The 26412-nt window shown below is 41.1% G+C and carries 22 protein-coding genes and 1 riboswitch; of the genes, 5 read left to right on the top strand and 17 right to left on the bottom strand.

The window, feature by feature from the left end; all coding sequences use genetic code 11:
* Window positions 1-118: 118 nt before the first annotated feature.
* From pheT to K1I71_RS00515, 12 genes are all read right to left on the bottom strand, one after another.
* A complete protein-coding gene (gene pheT, locus K1I71_RS00570) occupies window positions 119-2524 on the bottom strand; it encodes a phenylalanine--tRNA ligase subunit beta (RefSeq protein WP_045612287.1) in 2406 nt (801 codons plus the stop codon).
* Between the two features lie 76 nt (window positions 2525-2600).
* Window positions 2601-3110, bottom strand: a complete 510-nt coding sequence (locus tag K1I71_RS00565; RefSeq protein WP_045612288.1) for a GNAT family N-acetyltransferase — start codon at window positions 3108-3110, stop codon at window positions 2601-2603.
* Window positions 3110-4156, bottom strand: coding sequence for a phenylalanine--tRNA ligase subunit alpha (gene pheS / locus K1I71_RS00560; RefSeq protein ID WP_000103743.1), 1047 nt, complete (start codon window positions 4154-4156; stop codon window positions 3110-3112). Before pheS ends, K1I71_RS00565 begins: the two co-directional genes overlap by 1 nt.
* Window positions 4157-4426: 270 nt before the next feature.
* Complete coding sequence (locus K1I71_RS00555; RefSeq protein ID WP_223329925.1) at window positions 4427-4876, bottom strand: GNAT family N-acetyltransferase; 450 nt, start codon at window positions 4874-4876, stop codon at window positions 4427-4429.
* 4 nt (window positions 4877-4880) lie between these two features.
* Window positions 4881-5300 carry a chromosome partitioning protein ParB gene (locus K1I71_RS00550; protein ID WP_223329924.1) on the bottom strand — a complete coding sequence of 140 codons (420 nt, stop codon included), beginning with the start codon at window positions 5298-5300 and terminating at the stop codon, window positions 4881-4883.
* 39 nt (window positions 5301-5339) lie between these two features.
* Window positions 5340-5990: a phosphatase PAP2 family protein gene (locus K1I71_RS00545; RefSeq protein ID WP_223329900.1), complete on the bottom strand. Its 651-nt coding sequence runs from the start codon at window positions 5988-5990 to the stop codon at window positions 5340-5342.
* Window positions 5980-6543, bottom strand: coding sequence for an ECF transporter S component (locus tag K1I71_RS00540; protein WP_000185823.1), 564 nt, complete (start codon window positions 6541-6543; stop codon window positions 5980-5982). Before K1I71_RS00540 ends, K1I71_RS00545 begins: the two co-directional genes overlap by 11 nt.
* A 163-nt stretch (window positions 6544-6706) precedes the next feature.
* A riboswitch (FMN riboswitch) is annotated at window positions 6707-6925 on the bottom strand.
* 59 nt (window positions 6926-6984) lie between these two features.
* Window positions 6985-7488 carry a tRNA (cytidine(34)-2'-O)-methyltransferase gene (locus K1I71_RS00535; RefSeq protein WP_000181388.1) on the bottom strand — a complete coding sequence of 168 codons (504 nt, stop codon included), beginning with the start codon at window positions 7486-7488 and terminating at the stop codon, window positions 6985-6987.
* 192 nt (window positions 7489-7680) lie between these two features.
* Complete coding sequence (locus K1I71_RS00530; protein WP_223329899.1) at window positions 7681-8511, bottom strand: energy-coupling factor transporter transmembrane component T family protein; 831 nt, start codon at window positions 8509-8511, stop codon at window positions 7681-7683.
* A complete protein-coding gene (locus K1I71_RS00525; protein ID WP_223329898.1) occupies window positions 8496-10178 on the bottom strand; it encodes an ABC transporter ATP-binding protein in 1683 nt (560 codons plus the stop codon). Before K1I71_RS00525 ends, K1I71_RS00530 begins: the two co-directional genes overlap by 16 nt.
* A 281-nt stretch (window positions 10179-10459) precedes the next feature.
* Window positions 10460-11008 (bottom strand): ECF-type riboflavin transporter substrate-binding protein, encoded by a 549-nt coding sequence (locus K1I71_RS00520; RefSeq protein ID WP_000403160.1) that lies wholly within the window; start codon window positions 11006-11008, stop codon window positions 10460-10462.
* Window positions 11009-11026: 18 nt separating this feature from the next.
* A complete protein-coding gene (locus tag K1I71_RS00515; RefSeq protein ID WP_212573529.1) occupies window positions 11027-11875 on the bottom strand; it encodes an SAM hydrolase/SAM-dependent halogenase family protein in 849 nt (282 codons plus the stop codon).
* A 188-nt stretch (window positions 11876-12063) separates the two neighbouring features.
* On the opposite strand from K1I71_RS00515, the gene trkA reads away from it, so the two are divergent.
* Window positions 12064-13413: a Trk system potassium transporter TrkA gene (gene trkA, locus K1I71_RS00510; RefSeq protein WP_223329897.1), complete on the top strand. Its 1350-nt coding sequence runs from the start codon at window positions 12064-12066 to the stop codon at window positions 13411-13413.
* Between the two features lie 3 nt (window positions 13414-13416).
* Window positions 13417-14856, top strand: coding sequence for a TrkH family potassium uptake protein (locus K1I71_RS00505; RefSeq protein WP_223329896.1), 1440 nt, complete (start codon window positions 13417-13419; stop codon window positions 14854-14856).
* Between the two features lie 255 nt (window positions 14857-15111).
* Here K1I71_RS00505 and pflB read toward each other — a convergent pair whose 3' ends face one another.
* On the bottom strand, window positions 15112-17436 hold the full coding sequence (gene pflB / locus K1I71_RS00500; protein ID WP_033686339.1) for a formate C-acetyltransferase: 2325 nt from the start codon (window positions 17434-17436) through the stop codon (window positions 15112-15114).
* A gap of 238 nt (window positions 17437-17674) precedes the next feature.
* Between pflB and dinB the strand changes: the two genes are divergently transcribed.
* On the top strand, window positions 17675-18736 hold the full coding sequence (gene dinB / locus K1I71_RS00495) for a DNA polymerase IV (RefSeq protein ID WP_223329895.1): 1062 nt from the start codon (window positions 17675-17677) through the stop codon (window positions 18734-18736).
* 32 nt (window positions 18737-18768) lie between these two features.
* Here dinB and K1I71_RS00490 read toward each other — a convergent pair whose 3' ends face one another.
* A complete protein-coding gene (locus K1I71_RS00490; RefSeq protein WP_033686332.1) occupies window positions 18769-19614 on the bottom strand; it encodes an undecaprenyl-diphosphate phosphatase in 846 nt (281 codons plus the stop codon).
* 47 nt (window positions 19615-19661) lie between these two features.
* Window positions 19662-21551, bottom strand: a complete 1890-nt coding sequence (locus K1I71_RS00485; protein WP_033686331.1) for a DUF2207 domain-containing protein — start codon at window positions 21549-21551, stop codon at window positions 19662-19664.
* Between the two features lie 138 nt (window positions 21552-21689).
* On the opposite strand from K1I71_RS00485, the gene K1I71_RS00480 reads away from it, so the two are divergent.
* Window positions 21690-23255, top strand: coding sequence for an ABC transporter substrate-binding protein/permease (locus K1I71_RS00480; RefSeq protein WP_033686329.1), 1566 nt, complete (start codon window positions 21690-21692; stop codon window positions 23253-23255).
* Window positions 23255-23995, top strand: a complete 741-nt coding sequence (locus tag K1I71_RS00475; RefSeq protein ID WP_033686327.1) for an amino acid ABC transporter ATP-binding protein — start codon at window positions 23255-23257, stop codon at window positions 23993-23995. The genes K1I71_RS00480 and K1I71_RS00475 overlap by 1 nt, the downstream gene beginning before the upstream one ends.
* Before the next feature lie 90 nt (window positions 23996-24085).
* On the opposite strand, the gene K1I71_RS00470 is transcribed toward K1I71_RS00475, so the two are convergent.
* Window positions 24086-24301 (bottom strand): capsule biosynthesis transcriptional regulator, encoded by a 216-nt coding sequence (locus tag K1I71_RS00470; protein ID WP_001130036.1) that lies wholly within the window; start codon window positions 24299-24301, stop codon window positions 24086-24088.
* A gap of 844 nt (window positions 24302-25145) precedes the next feature.
* Entirely contained in the window at window positions 25146-26396 is a 1251-nt protein-coding gene (gene ilvA / locus K1I71_RS00465) for a threonine ammonia-lyase IlvA (RefSeq protein ID WP_004256769.1), read from the bottom strand.
* Between the last annotated feature and the right edge of the window lie 16 nt (window positions 26397-26412).

The following is a 26412-nucleotide window of genomic DNA, read 5'->3' as shown; positions in this document are numbered from 1 at the left end:
TGAGTACATTATACACTGGTAAACTCCAATTTATCTTCTCTGTTCCTCAACTGTCTATTTTTGATCCTGAATTGTTATTTAAAAAGCAAAAATCCACCCCGAAGGATGGATTGATACTTTAACGCACTTCTGCATTGACTTTTTCTTCGAGAGACGCTTGGATTTTTTCCATATAGCGTGCGACTTCTTCGTCCGTTAAGCTATCTTCCGGATTTTGGAAGGTCAAGCTATAAGCCATTGACTTCATACCAAGTCCCAATTTTTCGCCTGAGAAGACGTCAAAGAGTTTGATATCTGTCAAACGTTTCACACCGGCAGCTTGGATAGCGTCCACAACTTCTTGGTGAGTCACTTCTGCCTTGAGGAGAAGGGCAACGTCACGGCTAACTGCTGGGAATTTAGTAATTTCTACAAATGGATTAGCAGGTTGAAGCGCAGTTTCGATGGCTGAAAGATTGAGCTCAGCTACATACGTTTCTGGAATATCGTAAGCCTTAGCAGTGACTGGATGCACTTGACCAAGGAAACCAAGAACTTGGTCACCGAGTGAAATCATAGCTGTACGACCTGGGTGGAGGCTTGCAATCTCAGCCGTAGCTGTATAGGTCACTGCAAGTCCCAAGCGAGTAAAGAGCGCTTCTAGGATTCCCTTAGCATAGAAGAAATCAACTGGAACTACTGCCGTTTGGAAATCTTTTTCAGCAACCAAGCCTGTCAAGGCAAAGGCAAAGCTGTTGATTTCATTTGGAAGTTCTTCTTTTGGATTGCCTGTTTGTTCAAAGACTTTTCCAATCTCGTAAAGGGCCAAGTTTTTATTCTTACGTGCTACATTGTAGGCTACCGTATCAAGGATCCCTGAGATCATATTTTGACGAAGAACAGAACGGTCCACAGTCATTGGCCACATAAGTTCAGTAAGGTTACTTGGTTGAGCTGTGAACTCAACTGCTTTTTCAGGAGTTGTTAGAGCGTAGGTAATAATTTCTGTCAAACCTGCCCCTTCAGCAATAGTACGAACTTGGCGACGCAATTTTTGTGTCGCAGTCAATTCACCAGCTGTACCATCGTCTTTTGGAAGGCTGGTTGGCAAGCGGTCATATCCATAGATACGAGCGATTTCTTCAAAGAGGTCCGCTTCGATGGTGATATCCCAACGGCGACGTGGGACGCTGACTGTAAAGCTATCTGCATTTCCAGAAAGACCAAAGCCAAGACGACGGAAGACGTCTTCTACATCAGCATAAGAAAGCTCAGTTCCGAGGACACGGTTAACATCAGCAAGAGTTGAAGAAACTTTCACATCAGAGGTATCAAGCTCACCCGCTGAAACGATACCTTTACGCACCGTCGCACCTGTAAGTTCTGCAATCATGCTAGCTGCCGCATCAAGGGCTTCATTGACTGTTGCCACATTGATGCCTTTTTCAAAGCGAGAAGATGACTCAGAACGAAGGTTGAGGCGACCACTGGTCTTGCGGATAGATTTTCCGTTGAAGACTGCAGCTTCAAGGACGACACGACTAGATTTATCAGAGATTTCTGTTGCTTGACCGCCCATGACACCTGCAAGGGCTACTGGCTTGTCTGCGACAGTGATAACTAAGTCATTCACGTCCAAGTCACGTTCTTCGCCATCCAAGGTCACCAATTTTTCACCAGCACGCGCTTCACGTACACGGATGTCACTCCCTTCAAAGGTATCCAAGTCAAAGGCGTGCATTGGTTGACCAAAGTAGAGAAGGATGTAGTTGGTCACGTCCACTACATTATTGATTGGACGGATTCCTTCATTCATAAGAAGATTTTGCAACCATTGTGGACTTGGTGCGATGGTCACATTGTCCAAGATACGAGCTGCATAGTAAGGCGCCTTGTCTGTCTCAATACCCACAGAAAGAGCATCTGCTGCAGCTTGGTCAGTTTCTGAAAGAGTAAATTCTTTAAAGTTGACTGCCTTATCATAGATAGCTGCTACTTCGTGAGCCACTCCACGCATAGAAAGGGCATCCGCACGATTGGGTGTGATAGAAAGTTCGATGATTTCATCATCCAAGTCTAGATATGAGAAGACTTCCTCACCTGGAACGGCATTTTCTGGCAAGATTTGGATGCCATCTGCAAATTCCTTAGGTACAACTGAGTCAGAAATTCCCAGTTCACCAAGCGAACAGATCATTCCAAGTGACTCTAAACCACGGATTTTTCCTTTTTTGATTTTGTAATTGTCAGCGATACGAGCTCCTGGAAGAGCCACCATAACCTTGATACCAGCACGCACATTCGGTGCACCACAGACGATTTGACGGGCTTCTTCTTCGCCAACGTTAACCTGACAAACATGGAGGTGAGTTTCTGGCACATCTTCGCAAGACAAGACCTCACCGACGACAATTTTTGAGAGACCAGCAGCAGGTGATTCGACACCTTCTACCTCGATCCCTGTAGTTGACATTTTTTCAGCCAACTCTTGTGATGGCACATCAATGTCCACCAATTCTTTTAACCATTTATAAGATACAAGCATAATTTAGTTTTCCAGAATGACAGTTGCCACTCTGGTTCTTTTCCTTTCCTATCATTTCAATAGAAGAATCATCTTCTTACCTTAATTTCTTTTTCAGTAACCAATCTGTATCTACTTTTTGACCAACCATAAAATGATGTTGGCTAAATTTTTCAAAACCATATCGATTATAAAACGCTTGAGCTTTTGTATTATGCTCCCAAACACCTAGCCAAGCCCAGGAAAAACCATTTTTTTCGGCAAGTTCCAGAGCGAATTCAAACAGTTGCTTACCGAATCCAAATCCTTGGAATTTTTGTAGCACATAGAGGCGTTGAATTTCAAAAGCATCCTCTAATTCTCTCTCAGTCTGAGCACTTCCCCAGTTGACTTTGAGAAAACCAGCTATCTCCTCTTCATGCATAATGAAATAGGTTTCGGATTCTGGATTTTCCAACTCAGTTGACAAAACTCTCAGACTATAAGACTCTTCAAAGTATTCCTGTAACTGCTCTTCCGTATTATCATGAGCAAATGTTTCACTAAAGGTTTGTTTGGCAATTTTGGACAACACCCCAACATCTGCCTTTTCTACTTTTCTAATCATTATTTAAACTGTTCTGAGAAGCGGACATCTCCTTGGTAGAATCCACGGATATCGTTGATTCCGTAACGGAGCATAGCTACACGCTCTTGACCAAGACCAAAGGCAAATCCAGAGTAAACTGTCGCATCGATACCACTCATTTCAAGGACACGTGGGTGAACCATACCGGCCCCCATAATTTCGATCCAACCTGTTTTCTTACATACGTTACAGCCTTCTCCACCACACTTGAAGCAAGAAACATCCACCTCAACAGATGGCTCTGTGAATGGGAAGTAGGATGGACGCAGACGGATTTGACGCTCTTCACCGAACATTTTTTGGACAATCAACTGCAGGGTTCCTTGAAGATCTGCCATAGAAATGTTCTTCCCAACAACCAAGCCTTCGATTTGGTGGAACTGGTGACTGTGAGTCGCATCGTCCGTATCACGACGGAACACACGCCCTGGCGAGATCATCTTCAAAGGACCTTTAGAAAAATCATGGGCATCCATAGCACGCGCCTGAACTGGAGACGTGTGGGTACGGAGCAAGATTTCTTCAGTGATATAGAAAGTATCCTGCATATCGCGAGCTGGGTGGTCTTTGGGAAGGTTCATACGCTCAAAGTTATAGTAGTCTTGCTCCACTTCAAAACCATCCACGACTTGGTAACCCATACCGATGAAGATATCTTCGATTTCTTCACTGGTTTGTGTGAGGACGTGGCGGTGACCAGTCGCAACTGGACGACCTGGAAGGGTCACATCGATACTCTCACTTGCTAATTGAGCTGCAACTTTCTTTTCTTCCAAAAGCTTAGCAGTTTCTTCAAAAGCTGCTGTCAAGACATCACGCGCTTCATTGACATGTTTCCCGATAATCGGACGCATCTCAGCAGAGACATCTTTCATCCCTTTGAGGATTTCAGTGAGCGATCCCTTTTTACCAAGGACAGAGACACGCAAATCTTGCATCTCTTTTTCATTTTCAGCAGTAATCTGCTTCAAGCTAGCCAGCGTTTCTTCACGAAGCGCTTTTAATTGTTCTTCAATAGTTGACATAATTCCTCCATCAGTCGCTCGTAGATAAAAAGAAAACCACATGCCAAAAACTCCACTCGGAGCGTTGACACGCGGTACCATCCGTTTTCATCTGACAAGTCAGACCTTCATTTCTAAATCCATGCGCAAGTGAATTCACCCAGCTTTCATATAAAGAGCTTGCAGTCACGGCTCTCCTCCCTGATATACTTCCCTTGAGTTACTAGTCTTGCAGATTTCTATTCAATTACTACATAGTTTATCAGATTTTGAGTTAAAAAACAAGTTAGATTAGATTAATTTCAATATAAAACTCATTCCTTTTTCTGTTGCTCCATTTTCCACAAATCCAAGCGACTTGAAACACCTCCTAGAAACATGATTGTGGGTGTAGATTTCCTTGACTCTCAATTCTTTCCATCCTTTTACTCGAGCCAATTCAATCAAAGCACTTAGAATCTTTTTCCCAAGTCCTCGATGTTGGTAAGCGGGATTCCCAATCACAATGGGAAGATTATCATGAGATAGTGTAACATCCCCAATTGGAAACCATTCTCCCTTCTCCTTGACTTCAATCCAAAAAAGCTCTCCATGCTGATCCAAATAGGAATACATGGCTTCCAAAGTTTCTTGACTATAAGGAAGCTTCACCCCATCTACGAGGTAAACTAAGTCCACATTCTGATACCAAGCAAAAGCTTCATCACAATGATTGACCTTATAATAAGGAACAAGACGCAGTGAATTATCTATTTGTAGGGTCTGTTTCATCTGCTTTCCTTTTCAACAAAAGAGTTACTGCTTGATTAAAACCATCACACCAGTTATACCATTTTGCTTCATACTCATCTTGAGCTAAGATATGATTTTTTAAGTCCAGAACAGAGTAGATTTTTCTTTCTTTGCAGGCTTGCGCATAGAGATGATATAGTTCATCACCACCATCTCTATCCCACTCAGCAGAAATCGTATCTCGACCTGCCAATAAAGCCTGATAAGCCCTGTGATGTCCATCTGTAATCAACAAGCAATTTCCAAATGCAAGAATACTAATTGGATCAACATTGTTTAGTTCTACCGACTGATAAAGCATCTGAATATCTTGTAACTTCTCTTCTGATAAGTATAGTTGAGTCGGATGAAGATCTACTATATTGACTTTTATATTGACTTTCATTTCTTTCTCCTCAAGGGAATTCGATACTCACTTCTGTTTGCCTTTAAATCGCCATTGGAAGCGGAGCTTGTCATAGAAGGGAAACTCTATAAACAGGACTCCCAAGCCCACACAGAGACTGGCAAGAACGTCTGATGGATAATGAACTCCCAGATAGACCCTTGATACCAACACACTGACTAGGTAGAGACCTAGCACGATTTGCACGATTCTTCTCCAGACTGGATCTTTCATCCGTTGACTGAGGATGACAATCAGAGTGCCGACCATCAAGGTTACAGCCAGAGAATGCCCACTTGGAAAAGAAAATCCCTTCTCCTCTACCAAGTGTAAGATATCTGGCCGTGGGCGCTGGTAGATATTTTTAAAGGTCACGATTAAAAGACCTGCCAAAGCCAGATTTCCCAGCATGAAGAAACTTTCTATCTTCCATCGCTTACGATAAAAGACAAAAGCTGTAATGACAACCCAAGTGATAATCACTGGGATATCAATCAAGCGTGTGATGGCCCTAAAAAGAATAGTCAAGTAATCTGGCAAGTCTCCTCGAACGGCAGTCTGAATCGGTTGGTCAAAACCGACCAGCGTTTCAGGGTAAAATTTGACCATGTAGCCAAGAATAACGAAAAGTAAAAGGGCAAAACTGCCCTTCATTAAAAATGTTTGTTTATCTTTCATAGTGTTTTAAGGTTGGTTTCAAAAGGACGTACAACAACCAGAATGAAACGGAAAAGATTACACCCTCAATCAAGTTAAAAGGTAATACCATGGTCATTAGGTAGTTGGAAAGTCCCAAAATTTTTCCAATATCAAAGTTAGCAAACTTAGCGTACAAAGGAACAGCATAAACATAGTTGAGAACCAACATAGCCACGGTTAAACCAATAGTTCCAGCTAGAGAGCCTAGTAGGAAACGAAGGGTTGTCCGTTCCTTTTTCCAAATCAAAGCAAATACGATGACAAAAACTCCTAAAGCTACGATATTCATTGGCAAGCCAATGTAAGTATTCACTCCCTGGCTGTTAAGAAGCAATTTCAATAGTGAGCGAAGCAAGAGAATTCCTAGAGCAGCAGGCAAATCCATGACCACCAGACCCACAAGGACTGGCAAGATACTAAATTCGATCTTGAGGAAGGACGCCGCTGGCAAAAGCGGAAAGTCAAAGTACATCAGCACAAATGAGATGGCTGATAAAATCGCAATGGTCGAAAGTCGACGTGTGTTTGTCATAACAGGTTCCTCCAATTTTCTATAAAATCAGAAGAAGTTAGAAAGGATTCCTCTATCTATTCTCACTTTTTATATCCCAAAAGTCCCCTCTCACTCTATTAAGGAAATTCAAGCAAGCGGTTACAGTTTAGCTATAAATCTATCAGAACAGACAAAGCTATTCTTTCGTCTTCTCCCATCCAGACTATACTGTCGGTTGTGGAATCTCACCACATCAGCTTGCGCTCGCGGACTTATTTGGCTAAGATATTTTAGATTTATCTAGGCGTCGCAGTCGAAGATAATACTTAAAGTATATCGAGACAAGACAACGACGAGAAAGCTAAAATAGCTAGTCAAATTTACCGCCGGTCGGGAATTTCACCCTGCCCTGAAGACTCTTTTATCATAACAAAAAACGCTTGCAAGCGCAAGCATTTTGTTCATTTTCATTTTCATTTTTTATTTCAATTTATCCACTTCATAGGTATGAACAAGCTCAAGACCTGCAAAGTTCTGCTGGCGGAGAGCCTCATAGACAATCATGCAGACGGTATTAGACACATTGAGACTGCGGACATGTTCATCATTCATAGGAATACGGAGAGCTTTCTCAGGATGTTCTCGCATAAAGTCCTCCGGCAAGCCCTTGTCTTCACGTCCAAAAAGAAAATAATGGTCTTCGTCAGTCGATAAATCCACCTCAGAATACACTTTCTCAGCGAATTTAGAAATCAGATAGAGTTTGCCCTTCATCTGAGACATGAAATCCTCCAAACTCTCGTAAAAATAAATCTCTAGTTTATCCCAATAATCCAATCCAGCTCGCTTCATCTTGCGGTCGTCAATAGGAAAGCCCATTGGCTTGATGATGTGGAGGGGAGAATTGGTCGCAGCGCAAGTACGCGCGATATTGCCTGTATTTTGTGGAATTTGAGGCTCAAATAATACAATGTGATTTGTCATGACTTGCTTCCTTTCACCATTGCAAAAAAATAGCCACACTGCCCGGAGTCAAGCTCAGCAAACAGCGTGGTTAAGGCATCGTTAACTTACCTCACAACAGGTTTGAAGTAAATCAGCGAAACTACTTTCTTAGTATAACACTTTCAGAATCATTGTCAATAGAAACGACTTGATTTTTTCAATTTTTTCAAGCTATTTCCAAGGGTTGTAAAATCGTCCGTGATTCTGCAAGATAAGTAGTAAACTAGCTACTAAAAACAAGGTTGCCAAGAGCAAGGTAATATAATCTCCTTTTTTCAAGGCCTGATAACTATACCAAGTGCGTTTTTTCTCTTTCCCAAAGCGTCGAAGCTCCATGGCAGTCGCGATGGTATCAATGCGTTCTAGCGAACTGAAAATCAAGGGAGTAATAATGCGCAGATTGCCTTTGATTCGTTGCATAAGAGAAGCTTTCTTGGATAATTCCATCCCACGCGCCTCCTGAGACATCTTGATAGTAAAGAATTCTTCCTGCAAATCTGGAATATAGCGCAAAGTCAGGCTAACTGAATAGGCAATCTTGTAAGGCACACCAATTTGATTTAAACTGGAAGCAAACTGACTAGGGTGGGTTGTCATCAAAAAAATAATAGCCAGAGGAATGGTGCAAAGGTACTTAATAGCCAAATTTAGCAGATAAAAGAGCTCTTGACTGGTCAGAGTGTAGGCACCGATTCCCTGCCAAATCACACTTCTCTCTCCGTAAAGTCCAACCCCATACTCAGGAGAAAAGAGATAGACCATCAAAACGTTTAAAACGGCAAATACCGTCGCAAAAACTGCTACAAAGGAAACATCTTTAAAACGGATTTCTGACAAATAGAGGAGAAAGACCGAAAAAATAGCAATCAGAACAAGCAGTCTGGTATCATAGCTAATCATGGCAGCCAATGACACGAGAATGAAAAAGAGGAGTTTCCCAGCTCCTGACAAGCGATGAATCACAGTATCTCTATGCTGGTAACCGATTAATTTAGCTTGCATCCTTCTCTCCTTTCTTTATAAAATGCCGTTAAAGCAAGTGGATCCACGTCTAGTTTCTTGGCCAAGTTGAAGATTGAAGTTTCTTTTAGATTGGCTTTTACTAACAGCTCAGGATTGCTCAAAAGACTAGCTGGATCAGTATCGGCAATCAGTTCCCCATCCACCATGACAAGAGCTCGGTCTGAATAATCCAGCATCAATTGCATATCATGAGTAATCATGACAATGGTATGCCCTTTTTGATGCAACTCTTCGAGAAATTCCATAATCTCAGTATAGTTCTTCTGGTCCTGACCTGCAGTCGGTTCATCTAGGAGGATAATTTCAGCTCCTAAAACCAAAATCGATGCAATAGTAACACGTTTTTTCTGACCAAATGACAGGGCAGAAATAGGCCAATTACGGAATTCAAAAAGACCGCAGATTTTCAAGGTTTCATAGACTCTCGTTTCAATTTCCTTCTCATTCACACCTCGCAAACGGAGCCCTAGAGCCACCTCATCAAAAATCATATTGGTTGAAATCATTTGATTAGGATTTTGCAGCACATAGCCTACTCGTTCCGCCCGTTCTGCTACCGAATCTCCTTTTATATCCTGCTCTTCCCAAAGATAGCGGCCTTCCGTCTGGATAAAGCTACTTATGGCCTTGGCTAGAGTTGATTTCCCAGCCCCATTTTTCCCGACAATGGCAATCTTTTCACCCTTTTTAATATCCAAATATAGGGACTTTAAAATCGGTCTATCATCATAAGAAAACGACACGTCCTCTAGTCTAAAGAGTGACTGCAATTCTGGGGTTTCTTTTGCCAGTTCATTCTGCAACTGAACCTGACCTTTTGAGATAGACATGTTAGCCAGATTCGCTAATTGTTCTTCCTTGACTAAATCCACACCTAATTGACGGAGAGTGGTTAAATAAAGGGGTTCCCGAATTCCATTTTGTGTCAATAAATCAGTCGCCAGTAACTGGTCAGGACTCCCATTAAAGAGGATACTGCCATCGTTTATCAAGACAATCCGATCCACAGGGCGATGCAGAACATCCTCCAAACGGTGCTCGATAATAAGGGTCGTCGTCCTCTCCTCCTTATGAATCTGATCAATCAATTCGATAATATCCTGACCTGACTTGGGATCCAGATTGGCGAGTGGCTCATCAAACAAGAGAATCGGACTCTCATCAATCAAGACACCAGCCAGACTGACTCGCTGCTTTTGTCCACCTGACAAATCCTGAGGACGCTGCGGCAGTAAAGGGAGAAGATCCAGCTTTTCAGCCCATTTATGAACACGGCTTTTCATCTCATCTAGAGCTGTCACATCATTTTCCAGAGCAAAAGCCAAGTCCTCTGCCACAGATAAGCCGATAAACTGCCCATCTGTATCCTGCAAAACCGTGCTAACCAGATGAGATTTATCATAGATACTCATATCAAAGGCCGCTTGCCCCTTGATCAAAAATTCTCCAGACATCTGACCCTTGTAAATATTGGGAATAATTCCATTCAAACACTGACCCAAGGTAGACTTGCCTGACCCAGATGGCCCAACAATTAAGACTTTCTCTCCCTTATAAATAGTCAAATCCACCCCTTGCAAGGTTGGTTCTTGTTGCGTTTCATACCGGAAAGAGAAATCCTTCCACTCAATTATAGCTTCTTTCATCTTACTCTCTTCATTCGCTTCTTAGACTTCTATTTTATCATAAATCTACCCCTTCTTGCAGTCTCTTCTCTTAAAATCTTAGTGCCAAAAAGATTCCTAGCCTAAATTGCTTACCCGACTAGCCCATAAACAGCAAAAAGACTGGTTGCCCAGCCTTCCCCATCATTTTATACTCCATGAAAATCAAAGAGCAAACCAGAAAGCTAGCCACAAGTTGCTCAAAACACTGTTTTGAGGTTGCAGATAGAGCTGACGCGGTTTGAAGAGATTTTCGAAGAGTATTAGTCCTTTTTCAAACTTCCTGCACGAGTTTGAGTTCCTGCATAGGCAAGCAAGAGAAGAGTTCCTGCAATAGCTACAGATACACCATTAGCAATTCCCGCAACAATCCCTTGGGCAAATACTTTTTCTGCAGCTTCTTGATAAATCACAACATCTCCAAGTGGTGCCAAGACACCCCAAACAAGGGCATTTGCAAGTAGTTGAATGAGGTTAAAAATAAGAATATCTTTCCAGTCAAAGACACCATTGATCACGCGAACGTACTTTCTAAATAGCCCTACAGCTAGACCAAAGAGCCCGCTAGCAATAATCCAAGTCCACCACAGACCGTAACCAGCAAGAGAGTCCTTGATTGCATGACCAATCAACCCGACAAGCAAACCGATAATCGGTCCAAAAATAATAGAAAGTAGCGCTTGTACCGCATACTGAAGCTGGATGCTTGTATTTGGAACAGGAGTCGGAATGTTGATCATCCCGATGACGACAAAGAGGGCAGCGCCAATTCCGACAGCAACAACTTGTTTAATTGTAAATTTGATTTCCATACTATTTATTCTCCTATTTTATCCTTCTATTTTCTTTATTTCAATGGTCCAAGATGAACCGACACCCACATTATAGGCCTTGGCAAAAGAACCTTGGTTGATAGCTAAACCTAAACGATAGAGAGAGTTGATGTAAAGGATGGGTTGCCCAATTCTCACATCTGCAAATGATTTGCCATAAACAACCTGATTTTGATAGACCAGCATATCAGCGTGATAGATAGTCACTTCAAAACGGTCACCGAATTCTGGTTCCAGCTTGTAAAATTCTTCTCGCGTGATAGAGGTCCAAAGCGAACCAAAACGCACATCCAGAATATCAATAGCTCCCTTCACCAGATGATCTTCAATGATGGTCTCTACGACTGGAAGCTCTACAATATGGTCTACACTGAGCTCTGGTCCCACTTCCTCAAAACTAATGTGACCGCTGGCTAGTTTAGCACCAGTATAAGCATAAACATCACGACCGTGGAAAGTATAAGAATGCTCTGTGTTTTGACGTCTATTGGCCACTTCAGAAATCTCACGAATAGCCACAATGCCAACGTGTTTCTTGATAAAAGAAAGCGTTCCATTATCTGGCGTGACAATGTATTGATTTTTTGCAGTCTTAGCAACCACACTCTTACGTTTCGAGCCGACACCTGGATCGACAACCGATACAAAAGTCGTTCCCTCAGGCCAGTAATCCACCGTCTGAAAGAGACGATAGCTCCCCTCAAAAATATTATAAGGAGTGATATCGTGCGTCAAGTGATGGATTTTTAAGGTTGGAGACTCTTCTAAAGCCACTCCAATCATAGCCGATACCGCACCATCTACCAAACCAAAGTCTGATTGTAATACCAGTAAATTATTATTCATTTTATCTCCTTGTATATCCTTTATCATACCATATTTCAGAGAAAGGTGCTAATAGCTATTTCAATTGATTAGGGTATAGTTTTACCTTATAGCAAATTTCCTACTAAAAACTCTGGTGATTAGCTAGTAGGTGCATTTTTTCTTGAAAAAAGGTATGATAGTTACATAATGAAGAAGTAGGTTTTATTATGAAAATTATCCTTGTCGGAGGGGGAAAAGTTGGTTCTGCCCTCTGTCGCTCCTTGGTTGCAGAAAAGCATGATGTTTTGCTGATTGAGCAAGACGAAACTGTCCTCAATCATATTGTCAATCGCTTTGATATCATGGGTATCCTTGGTAACGGGGCCGATTTTACCATCCTTGAGCAAGCCAGTGTCCAGGATTGTGATATCTTTATCGCCCTGACTGAATACGATGAAGTCAACATGATTGCAGCCGTTCTAGCCAAAAAAATGGGAGCTAAAGAGACCATCGTTCGGGTGCGGAACCCTGAATATTCTAACTCTTATTTCAAGGAAAAGAATATTCTCGGTTTTTCTCTTATCGTTAACCCTGAGCTCTTGGCTGCCCGCGCTATTGCCAACATCATTGACTTCCCCAACGCCCTATCTGTCGAACGTTTCTTTGGTGGACGGGTAAGCTTGATGGAATTCACTGTTAAATCCTCCAGCGGTCTTTGCCAAATGCCCATTTCTGATTTTCGGAAAAAATTTGGCAATGTCATTGTCTGTGCGATAGAGAGGGATCATCAAATTATCATCCCAAGTGGTGACATGACCATACAGGATAAAGATAGAATCTTTGTCACTGGTAACCGTGTTGATATGATGCTCTTCCATAATTATTTTAAATCTCGTGCCGTGAAGAGCCTTCTCATCGTCGGTGCAGGTAGAATTGCCTATTATCTACTAGGTATCCTCAAAGACAGTCGTATCGATACCAAAGTTATTGAAATCAATCCCGAAATCGCTAGCTTCTTTAGCGAGAAATTCCCAAACCTCTACATCGTTCAAGGAGATGGTACCGCAAAAGATATCCTGCTGGAAGAAAGTGCTCAGAACTATGATGCCGTTGCGACTCTAACAGGGGTCGATGAGGAAAATCTGATTACTTCGATGTTCCTTGACAGGGTAGGTGTACAAAAAAATATCACCAAGGTCAATCGTACCAGTCTCCTCGAGATTATCAATGCGCCTGATTTTTCAAGTATCATCACACCTAAAAGCATCGCTGTAGATACAATCATGCATTTTATTCGTGGTCGGGTTAATGCCCAGTATTCAGACCTTCAGGCCATGCACCATCTAGCCAATGGCCAAATCGAAACCCTGCAATTCCATATCAAGGAAGCTAATAAAATGACTGCCAGACCTCTTTCTCAACTAAAACTGAAAAAAGGGGTTCTTATTGCAGCTATCATTCGAAAGGGCAAGACTATTTTCCCTACTGGGGAGGATATGTTGGAAGTTGGAGACAAGCTCCTAGTAACAACTTTGTTGCCAAATATCACCAAGATTTATGACTTGATCGCGAGGTAAGAGATGAATAAAAGTATGATTCGTTACCTCCTTTCAAAGTTACTTTTGATTGAAGCTGTTCTCCTCTTGGTTCCTGTAGCTGTCGCTCTCTATTACCGTGAATCGAGCCAAGTCTTTACGGCCCTCTTTTCAACAATAGGGATTCTCGTATTACTAGGCGGTTCAGGAATTTTACAAAAGCCCAAAAATCAACGGATTTATGCCAAGGAGGGAGTCTTGATTGTTGCCCTCTGTTGGATCCTTTGGTCCTTCTTTGGCGGTCTCCCCTTTGTTTTTGCTAAGCAAATTCCCAGCGTTATCGATGCCTTTTTTGAAATCAGTTCTGGCTTTACAACTACTGGAGCAACTATTCTGAACGACGTTTCGGTCCTCAGTCGTTCCCTCCTCTTCTGGCGAAGTTTTACCCACTTGATTGGAGGGATGGGAGTGCTTGTTTTTGCACTTGCTATTATGGATAATGCCAAGAATAGTCACCTAGAAGTGATGAAGGCTGAGGTTCCTGGCCCTGTTTTTGGCAAGGTTGTATCCAAACTCAAAAATACTGCCCAGATTCTCTATCTCCTTTATCTAGCTCTCTTCTCCCTCTTTGTCATCATCTATTATCTGGCTGGCATGCCCCTATTTGATAGTTTTGTCATTGCCATGGGAACAGCAGGTACAGGAGGTTTTACAGTCTATAACGATGGAATCGCCCACTATGGTAGCTCACTGATTACCTATCTAGTTAGTATCGGAGTTCTGGTTTTTGGGGTAAATTTCAATCTCTACTACTACCTCATGCTCCGTCGGGTCAAGGCCTTCTTTGGTGACGAAGAACTTCGAGCTTACTTGGTCATTGTACTGCTTTCTACAGGCTTGATTAGCCTTAATACCCTCTATCTCTATCCAGGATTTTCAAAGAGTTTTGAAATGGCATTCTTCCAAGTTTCCAATATCATTACGACGACTGGTTTTGGTTACGGAGATATTACCAACTGGCCCCTCTTCTCCCAGTTTATCCTCCTCTTCCTCATGGGAATCGGTGGTTCTGCTGGTTCAACCGCAGGTGGACTTAAGGTTATTCGAGGCCTCATCCTTTCAAAAATTGCTAAAAATCAGATTTTGTCAATCCTATCTCCCCACCGTGTTTTGACCCTCCATGTTAATAAAACGGTGATTGACAAAGATACCCAGCATAAGATTCTCAAGTACTTTGTCATCTATTCTATGATTTTGCTATCCCTTATCTTTATTGTCAGCCTAGATAGCAATGATTTTCTGGTTGTAACCAGTGCTGTCTTTAGCTGTTTCAATAATATCGGACCTATTCTAGGAACCACTTCTAGCTTCTCAATCTTTAGTCCTATCTCAAAAATTCTCCTCTCCTTTGCAATGATTGCAGGGCGCTTGGAGATTTACCCAATCCTACTTCTCTTTATGAAGAGAACTTGGTCTAAGAGATAAAATACAACCACACCTTGTTTCCTTACAAAGTGTGGTGTTTTTATTTTCATACTCTTCGAAAATAAAATTCAAACCACGTCAGCTTCCTAGTTTGCTCTTTGATTTTCATTGAGTATCAAATACCTCCCGCAACTCAACAAGTATCTTTGAATCCCGGTCAGACATTTCAATACCTGACTTAAGGAATTTAAGAGCCCAAAAACAACCCTCAGTCGACTGACCGAGGGTTCCTTATTTCATTATTCAAGAACTTGATTAGTTCAACGCATCCAAGGCATCATCCATTGAAAGAACTTCGTGGAAGACACGTTGTGTCAATTCAGTTTTTTGTTCTGGAGTGAGGTATTTAGTGTTTACACAGTATCCAGAGATACGTACGATAACGTCTTCACCTGACATGATCTTTTCGTAAACATCGTTCAAGTCCATAACGTTCAAGTTAACGTGTTGTCCACCGTTTTCAAAGTAACCATCAAGGATTGTTACCAAGTTATCAACTTGTTCGTCACGAGTCTTACCAAGAGCGCGAGGTGATACTTGTGTAGTCAATGAGATACCATCAGCTGCATAACTAAAGTCAAGGCTAGAAAGTGAGTTCAAGTTTTGCAACCATCCACCTTTAGCTTTGTTAGATGGGTTAGCACCTGGTGAGAAGAATTCAAGTTTAGACAAGTTGACAGAACCATCTTCGTTGAGGTATACACCTTTGTGGACTGGTGAGTTACCAGTTTGTTTAGAGTAAGCAACGTTAGATGTGATTGTCAAAAGTGATACTGTAGCTTCAGCGTCTTTGTAAAGTTTGTGGCTACGTAGACGAGTTGTGTAAGCTTCGATCAACCATTCTGCCAATTCGTTTGAACGTGGGTCATCTTCACCCCAACGTGGGTATTCACCGATTGTTTCGTAATCGTAGATGTAGCCATTTTCGTCACGGATTGGTTTAACTGTAGCGTATTTGATAGCTGACAATGTATCAACAGTGTTGGCAAATCCACAGATACCAAATCCCATGTTCGCACGTTGTTTAGTTGGCAAGAAGGCCATTTGAACAGCTTCATAGTTGTACTTATCAGTCATGTAGTGGATGATGTTCAAAGCATCTACGTAAGTGTCAGTCAACCAGTCAAGAGATTTTTCAAAGTTAGCTTTAACTGATTCAAATTCAAGAACTTCGTCACGGATTGGTTCGATGTCAAATACTTTGTAGTCTTTGTGAACATCGTCGTAACCACCGTTCAAACCAGTAAGAAGGGCTTTCAATACGTTTACACGCGCACCGAAGTACTGGATGTTGTGGCGTTGTTCTTCATTTTCTGGGTCAAGTGGAGACACACAGCATGAGATACAGCTCATTTCACCATATCCGTCTTTAGCCATTGTTGTTACACCTTCGTATTGGATAGAAGAGTGTTTGTGGCTCATGTGCATACAGTAGCGACGGAAGTTGTATGGCAATTTGTCAGTCCAAAGAACTGTCAAGTTTGGTTCTGGAGAGTTACCGATGTTGTCAAGAGTGTTCAAGAAACGGTAGTCCATCTTAGTAACACGGTGACGACCGTCGTTACCCATACCAGCCATAGAAGTTGTGATGAAGGTTGGGTCACCTGAGTACAATTGGTCGTAAGCTTTTGTACGAGCAAATTTAACTGTACGAAGTTTCATAACGAAATCATCAACGAATTCTTGGATTTCTGATTCAGTAAATGTACCACGAGCAAGGTCACGTTCTGCAAAGATGTCCAATACGATTGGTACACGTCCAAGAGATGTTGCAGCACCGTTGATAACACGGCAGACAGACATGAAGGCGATGTTAACCCATTGGATAGCTTCTTTAACGTTCATCGCTGGTTTGCGAACGTCAACTCCGTAAAGGTCACCCAAGCGAACAACTTGTTGCAATGCTTGGTATTGAAGATTGATTTCTTCACGAAGACGGATTGTTTCTTCATCGATTTCTTCGATTGCATTCCAGTCGTTTACTTTTTCTTGCATCAAGTAGTCTGCACCGTAAAGAGCAAGACGTGCGTAAACACCGATGATACGTCCGCGTGAGTATGCATCTGGAAGACCAGTTACAGTGTGAGCGTGACGAGCGCGACGAATGTTTGAAGTGTAAGCACGGAAGATACCGTCGTTAACTGTTGTTACGTATTTAGTAAAGATTTCGTGAACAGCTGGATCTGGTTCGTATCCATTTTCTTTCAAAGTAGTTTCAGCCATACGGATACCACCTTTTGGCATGAAGTTCAATTTGAAGAGTTCATCGTTTTGGATACCGAAGATAACTTCGTTTTCTTTATCGATAAATCCTGCTGGGATATCAGCGATAGATGTTGGACGAGTGTCCATTGGGAAACGAGTTTCTTCGTAGTGTGCTTTAGTTTCTTCTACAATTTTTTTGATGTGAAGTGAACGTTCTGTTGGTCCTGCAAGGAAGCTTTCGTCTCCATCGTAAGGTGTGTAGTTAGCTTGTACGAAGCGTGATACACTTGCTTTTTCTTTCCAATCTACGCCTTTGAAGCCTTCCCAAGCTTTGTCAAAAATATCTTGTGCTTCAACAACTGTCTTAACAACCATGTTAATGTCCTCTTTTTTCTTTCTAGTAACAGCCATCTGTTACATTCATGAGACAAGTATACCATACAGTAATCGTTTTCAACAAGTGGAAAATCCCTATTTCCACACTTTCTTTTCTAAAACAGTCTATATTTTATCCCAAACTGTATTATATTTTTGAAAAAAATAAAGCCTTTTTTCTTTTTTTCAGAAAAAAGGGTATAATAAAAGAAAATAAGCGGTAAAAAGGAGACTAGGCATGTTGATTTTTCCTTTATTAAATGATTTGTCAAGAAAAATCATCCATATTGACATGGATGCCTTTTTTGCTGCGGTAGAAATCAGAGATAATCCTAAACTTAGAGGAAAACCTGTCATTATCGGAAGCGACCCTCGGCAAACAGGTGGGCGGGGAGTCGTTTCCACTTGTAGCTATGAGGCGCGAGCTTTTGGTGTCCATTCTGCTATGAGTTCTAAAGAAGCCTATGAACGTTGTCCCCAGGCCGTCTTTATCTCAGGAAATTATGAAAAATATAAAGCTGTAGGACTCCAAATTCGAGCTATTTTTAAGCGCTATACAGATTTGATTGAACCTATGAGTATTGACGAAGCCTATTTGGATGTGACAGAAAATAAACTCGGCATCAAGTCAGCTGTCAAAATCGCTCGTCTCATTCAAGAGGATATCTGGCAAGAACTTCATCTAACTGCTTCTGCCGGTGTTTCTTACAACAAATTCTTAGCTAAAATGGCGAGTGATTATCAAAAACCACATGGTTTAACAGTGATTTTACCTGAACAAGCTGAAGATTTTCTCAAACAAATGGATATTTCCAAGTTTCATGGAGTAGGAAAAAAGACGGTAGAACGTCTGAATCAAATGGGTGTTTTTACTGGCGCAGACCTACTTGAAGTTCCTGAAGTGACTCTGATAGACCGCTTTGGCAGACTGGGCTATGACCTGTATCGAAAGGCTCGTGGCATTCACAACTCTCCAGTCAAATCCAATCGCATCCGTAAGTCAATCGGCAAGGAGAAAACCTCTGGAAAGATTCTCCGTGCCGAGGAAGACATCAAAAAAGAACTGACTCTCCTATCAGAAAGAGTCGCTCTCAATCTCAATCAGCAAGACAAAGCTGGAAAAATTGTCATTTTGAAAATCCGCTACGAGGACTTTTCAACTCTTACTAAACGAAAAAGTCTGACTCAAAAAACACAGGATGCTAGTCAGATAAGCCAAATAGCCCTGCAACTCTATGAAGAATTAAGCGAGAAAGAAAGAGGTGTCCGCCTGTTGGGGATTACCGTGACTGGATTTTAAAACCTTGAAGAGCTAACTCTTCAAGGTTTTTCTTATACAAATAAACGGACAAAGCTATAAAGTAGCAAGATACTACCAAGCACGATACGGTATTTACCGAAAAGGGTGAAGTCGTGTTTTTTCACATAGCTGGTCAAGAAACGAATAGCGACCATGCTGACTGCGAAAGCTACTCCCATGGCAACCAAGAGCAAGAACAATTGCCCGAAGTCCAAGAGCTGTCCTGCTTTTATAAATTTGAAAATCTTTAATGCGCTAGCTCCAAACATAACTGGAATTCCAAGATAGAAGGTAAATTCTGTCACAACAGAACGACTAGTTCCATTCAACAAACCACCGACAATCGTTGCTCCTGAACGGCTAGTCCCTGGTAAAAGAGCAAGAACTTGGAAGAGTCCGATATAGAAGGCTGTCGTATAAGGAAGCTTGTCCAACTCTGTTACACTTGGTTCAATAGCACGAGCTTTATTTCTCTTTTCCAAATAGATAAAGGCAATCCCATAAATAATCAACATGAGAGCAACTGAAACCATATTATGGAAGTGAGTATCAAACCAATCATCAAACTTAAATACTGCAAGCAAAGGTAAAGTGGCAACCAAGACCTTCAACCACAGTCTCCAAGTCTTACGAACTTCCTGCTTGTCCTTAGTCGGTTTGAAAGGATTGAGCTTGTTAAAGTAAATGACCATAACCGCTAAAATCGCACCAAGCTGAATCACAACATTAAACATGGACATAAAAGATTCATTCTGATTTTGGTATTGGATAAACTCCTCTGCTAAAATCAAGTGACCTGTACTGGAAATCGGCAACCATTCCGTAATTCCTTCAACAATACCGAAGAAGATAGATTTTAAAATTTCAATAAGATACATAGATTACTCCTTTTTCTATCTCCCATTATAGCATATTTTAGCTCTCTTTAAAAGGCACCGATACTGCCGCCACCGCCGCCTCCAGAGAAGCCACCGCCAGAACTTCCACTTCCAGAAGATACGGAATAGGTACTTGCTGTGTTTGCGATGCTGGCATAATGGCTCATTTGCGCGCTTGAATGATAAAACATACCGTGCCAGCCATAATCTACATAGAGATTGATATCTGGATTTCCCACTTTAATCTGATGAACCTTCATCAAATGGCTGACCTTGTCCGCATAGCCAAATAAGGTCGCATAGACCAAAAGGCGATTCCAGACCACAATACTTTCCAATTCAGCCTGATCCAATCGTGCAATCTCACGCAACATATTTTCAAAACTGGTCCAGAGATAGTATACTTCTGCTCCTGCTTCATTTAGGACACCATCACGATTATCTAATCGAAGCTTCCAATAATAGAAAACAGCCAACGCCAAACCTAGAAAACCAAGTATTGGCAAGGGGATGTAAAGATAGCCATAAACATCCAAACTGTACAAGAACAAACCAAATCCGATAAATAGGGGCAAGATAGTCAAGACCCCCATACCCACTTGCAAGGCCTTTTCCCCACCAGTTAAAGGACGATAATAATCTGGGAGCCCCCAGAAGGAAATTCGTTTTCTCACTCCTTCTTGCATCTGGTTCAACACTTCTTCAAAAGAAGATTTGAGCTGACGCCCCTTTGCTTGAATCCGTTTTTCATCAGAAGCTTTGGCTCTACGATAAAGACTATCAGATACCTTGTAATCCGCAAACAAATTGGAAAGAGTTTCTTCTTTTTTGCCTGAAAAAGCCAGATTTAGACAGTCTTTCTCAAAGCTTGACAAACCATCTTCTTTTACTAGCCTCAAACCAACTGCATCTCCTTCTGAAATGATAGAGACATTTCCACGGTCTATCACATCTAGCAAGGTAGCTTGAATAAGTTGATCAAAGGTAAATTTACCTGCTCCTTTTGTTAGAGGACTCACTTCCTCCAAGGAGGTCGAGTAGACTGCTTCTGATAAAACCATAGGCTCTAATTCCATTGGTGGTTCATAGATACGATGATTTTTGGCATATTTGACCGAAGGAGTGGTCTTTCTTCTATAAATAAAATAGAAACAGACACTTAATAACAAGGAGATAGAAAGTATCAAAGGGAAGACCCAGGTAACGAGTTGTTTACTTTGCTCTTTTTCTTTAAAAATCGAGTCTTCTATCTTATTAAATTCTTCTAAACGATTTCCTTTCAATCCCTGATCCCTAGCGCTAGCAAAATTAGTTCGAGGCCAGTAGGCATGCAATTCAACTCCACGCTTAGGCGGGAGATTGTCTAAACGGATAGTATAATCAAGGTTACTCTTTTCAATCGTTCCCTCTCTAAAAAGTTTCCCTGTATGGAAAAAGAGTTTTTCAGCCCCCTTGTCTCCCCTTACATGAAATTCAAACTTTCCAATAGTTCCTGAACTATCTGTCAGAGGTTGCCAATTTAATTCAGCGATGTCATCATATAGAAAAAGCAAATTTTTTAAATTCCATGTGAGGTCAACTTCAACTATGTCACCCTCCTGACCTGAATTGTAGACTTTCACAGTATAACCATTCGCCTCTTCTGTCACTTCGCTAGTAACGTCTGTCAGTTCAGCACCGTTTTTCGCAGCCTGAACCTTTGGATGAGGATCAATGTCAAATCCACTAGGCATCTTACCTGCACGTCCAAGTCCCACGATTTGGCCCTTAAAGTCCTCCTCAAACTGATAAACTATCTTTTGTCTAAATTCTGCCGTATTGTCTGCATGAATATACAAATCTCCTTGATAAGAGTTTATCTTGAAATCAATGGCAAAAACAGAGAGTGGAAGAAGGCAAAACAAGCCTAACACCAGTAAGAAAAAAGTTTTTTTCATCAACTAATCCCCCTTTTTATCTTTGCTATCATTATATCATTTTTTCTCAAGTAAGGGCTTACCTATATTGAAAAATAGAGTTTTTTTCGATAAAATAGGAGACAGTTATTTTTTAATAGATTAGAAATAGGAGAAATCATGAGAAAAATATACTTATCTATTTTCACAAGTCTCTTGCTGATGCTGGGACTTGTCAATGTTGCCCAAGCCGATGAATATTTACGCATCGGGATGGAAGCAGCATATGCTCCCTTTAACTGGACTCAGGATGATGATAGCAATGGGGCTGTCAAAATCGATGGGACTAACCAGTATGCTAACGGATACGATGTTCAAATCGCCAAGAAAATCGCTAAGGACTTAGGTAAAGAACCTTTGGTTGTTAAAACAAAGTGGGAAGGTCTAGTTCCTGCCCTTACTTCTGGTAAGATTGACATGATTATCGCAGGTATGAGTCCAACTGCCGAACGCAAACAAGAAATTGCCTTTTCAAGCAGTTACTACACTAGCGAACCAGTTTTGCTTATCAAAAAAGATTCTGCCTACGCAAGTGCTAAATCTTTGGATGACTTTAATGGTGCGAAAATCACTTCTCAACAAGGTGTCTATCTTTATGACTTGATTGCACAAATCCCAGGTGCTAAAAAAGAAACTGCCATGGGAGACTTCGCTCAAATGCGCCAAGCTCTTGAGGCTGGTGTCATTGATGCTTATGTTTCTGAACGCCCAGAAGCACTGACTGCTGAAGCTGCGAACTCTAAGTTCAAGATGGTTCAAGTAGAACCAGGTTTCAAAACGGGGGAAGAAGATACAGCTATCGCCATTGGACTTCGTAAAGATGACAACCGTATTAGCCAAATCAATGCCAGCATTGAAACTATTTCAAAAGATGACCAAGTTGCCTTGATGGATCGTATGATCAAGGAACAACCTGCCGAAGCTACAACAACTGAAGAGACTAGCAGTAGCTTCTTTAGCCAAGTCGCTAAAATTCTTTCTGAAAACTGGCAACAACTTTTGCGTGGTGCTGGTGTCACTCTTTTAATCTCTATCGTCGGAACCATCACAGGTCTCATTATCGGCCTTGCCATTGGTGTTTTCCGTACTGCTCCTCTATCTGAGAATAAAGCCATTTATGGCCTACAAAAACTAGTCGGCTGGATCCTCAATGTCTACATTGAAATTTTCCGTGGTACCCCAATGATCGTTCAATCGATGGTTATCTACTATGGAACGGCCCAAGCTTTCGGTATCAACCTTGACCGTACACTGGCTGCTATCTTCATCGTTTCAATCAACACCGGAGCCTACATGACTGAAATCGTCCGTGGTGGTATCCTAGCAGTTGACAAGGGACAATTTGAAGCCGCTACTGCTCTTGGTATGACCCATAACCAAACCATGCGTAAAATTGTCCTACCTCAGGTTGTCCGTAACATCCTACCAGCAACTGGTAATGAATTTGTCATCAATATCAAAGATACATCTGTATTGAACGTTATCTCTGTTGTCGAACTTTATTTCTCAGGAAATACCGTGGCAACGCAAACCTATCAATACTTCCAGACATTTACAATCATCGCCGTGATTTACTTTGTCCTCACCTTCACCGTAACACGTATCCTACGCTTCATCGAACGCCGCATGGACATGGATACCTATACTACAGGTGCTAACCAAATGCAAACGGAGGATTTGAAATAATGACACAAGCAATCCTTGAAATTAAACACCTCAAAAAATCCTATGGACAAAACGAAGTGCTAAAAGACATTTCACTCACTGTCCACAAGGGAGAGGTAATCTCTATCATCGGAAGCTCTGGAAGCGGAAAATCAACCTTCCTACGCTCCATTAACCTCCTTGAAACGCCAACTGATGGACAAATCCTTTATCATGGACAAAACGTCCTCGAAAAAGGCTATGACCTCACGCAATACCGTGAAAAGTTGGGGATGGTGTTCCAATCCTTTAACCTCTTTGAAAATCTCAACGTTCTTGAAAACACAATTGTCGCTCAGACAACTGTCCTTAAACGCGAACGTACAGAAGCTGAAAATATTGCCAAAGAAAACCTGGAAAAGGTCGGCATGGGAGAACGCTACTGGCAAGCGAAACCAAAACAACTCTCAGGTGGTCAAAAACAACGTGTGGCCATCGCTCGTGCCCTCTCCATGAATCCGGATGCTATTCTCTTTGATGAACCAACATCAGCTCTCGATCCAGAAATGGTTGGAGAAGTCCTCAAAATCATGCAGGACCTGGCTCAAGAAGGCTTGACTATGATTGTCGTAACTCACGAAATGGAATTCGCCCGTGATGTCTCTCATCGTGTTATCTTTATGGATAAGGGTGTGATTGCTGAAGAAGGCAAACCAGAAGACCTCTTCACTAATCCTAAAGAAGACCGTACAAAAGAATTCCTTCAACGCTATCTCAAATAAAAAGAAAAGGCTGCATCAACCGTGCAGTCTTTTTACTAGCCAAAAAATGAAAAGGCAGACCCTATTCAAGAATCCGCCATCATCCAAAGATTAATCTTCAAATTTTTCATGATTTTTTTCATAGAAATCAATTAAACCTAGAGCTGTTTCAAATGAAATATTTTTTACTTTTGCACGACCCTGCGCTAGAGCAATGATAGACATTTCACGCGCATTCGTTTCTTTAGAGATACGGTAGCCTGTGATCTTCTTATCACGAACCCAGCCAACAACTGATTCTACTTTTTCAAAGTTTGACTTAGCCATGTCCTTCTCCTATTTTCTTCTTTACGATATTTAATTGTATACGTTTTTATGTGTTTTGTCAATAAAAAAACATATATTCAATAAAATTAATGATTTATTTTTCTGTTACTATCTTATTAAAGCCGATAATATATAGGTTTTTACTTGCTATAAACCATTAGTAAATACCTTTAAAATAATTGTATTATTAACTCTTTTGTTTGTAAAAATATTCATAATTTACAAATGCCAGTTCGGGATAGGTTAGACAGGTTTTATCTTCAACTTTATTCTATTTATCCAACTTTAAAACAATATTTCTAATAGTGAAAGACTTTCTCTCCACACTATTACTAATTATTATTTCTCTTCTCCTTCTTTGGTATTCTTCCTGCCTTTATAAGCACTTTTCACTTGATCAACTGGTACTATTTATTTACTTTATCAATATTCCTTTTTATTTCTTCAAACCTATAAAAAGATGAGTCGTTAGGAGACAATAGTATCCTATCTTCTAACATTTTCCACTGTTTTTATCTTCTTAGTATCTTATCACTCTTCTCAGTTAACTCAGTATAAGGTTTCTCATTAGTATTGATTATTTTTTCTAATTCCTATTATATTTAACCAAATTTCAGATTAGACATATATAAAATAGTGGATTCTAAAAATACGCCTTATATATAACAAGTAATTTTACTCCCTTACTATAAACTGAATCAAAAAATAATAGGTACTATAATGACTTGTGATAGAAATAGCGTAATCGATTTCCTAAGTCCATAGGAATCGCCCCCTTTCTTCACCCTCATTATAGCACCTATACATCAGTTGTGCAAATAATATGATATTTTTTTATTAGTCCTCAGACAAGCATATTATAGAGCGTTTCATTACCATTTAAGTTAATATAAGATGGATCAAAACCTTCCATTCGACGAATCAAGCCTGCATAATCATGCTTATCTGCCAAGGCAATCCCAATTAATACTGGTCCTGTTCCCTTGCTAGCTCGTTTGATATACTCAAAACGTGTGATATCATCATTTGGCCCTAGGATATCATTTACAAACTCACGCAAGGCCCCCGGACGCTGTGGAAAATTAACCACAAAGTAATGCTTGATCCCATCATAAATCAAGGCACGCTCTTCCATTTCCGGCATACGGTTGATATCATTATTTCCTCCAGAAATGATACAACAAATGGTTTTCCCCTTGATATATTCAGCTAAAACCTCTAAAGAGGCGATACTAGCCGCTCCAGCAGGTTCTGCGACAATCCCTTGCTTAGAGTAAAGGTCAATCAAGGTTTCAGAAATCAGTCCCTCATCGACACCTACTAAGGTTTGAACATATTGACGAGTTGCTTCATAGGTCAATTGACCTACCTTTTGTACAGCAATCCCATCCGCAAATTTGTCAATTTCTTTGAGTTTGACAGGTCCACCAGCTTCAAAGGCAGCTTTCATGGAACGTGCCCCATTAGCCTCTACTCCGATGACTTCAATTTCTGGACTTGTTTCCTTGATATAGGTAGAAACCCCAGCAATGAGACCGCCACCTCCAACAGGAACTAAGACAGCATCAAAATCAATCGATTCTTTTCGAGCTTCTTCTAAAATCTCATAAGCAACGGTCCCTTGACCAGCCTGAACATGGGCATCATCAAAAGGATCAATAAAGGTACGATTTTCAGAGACTGTAAATTCTTGGGCTGCTTTGGCTGAGGCATCAAAAGTATCTCCAACTAATTTAATAGTCACGAAGTCCCCACCAAAAAAGCGAACTTGACCAATCTTTTGTTGCGGAGTAGTAATGGGCATAAAGATAGTAGCAGGAATTTTCATCTCATTACAAGTATAGGCAACTCCCTGCGCATGATTTCCCGCAGAAGCACAGACTACCCCACGCTCACGTTCTTCCTTGCTGAGCTGGGAAATGGCATAATAGGCACCACGGATCTTAAAAGAACGAACACGTTGAGCATTTTCCTTTTTCAAATAAATCTTAGCACCATACTTCTCCGATAAATAATGGTCATAATCCAGTGGGGTATTCACAACCACACCGTTCAAGACCTTATGAGCCTTGATTATATCTTTTGAACTTAACATCATTTTCTCCTAAACT

The organism is Streptococcus mitis, assembly GCF_019929545.1.
GTDB classification, from domain to species: domain Bacteria; phylum Bacillota; class Bacilli; order Lactobacillales; family Streptococcaceae; genus Streptococcus; species Streptococcus mitis_BU.
The sequence above is the reverse complement of the archived record's forward strand: the minus strand, read 5'-3'. Positions and strand labels throughout refer to the sequence as shown.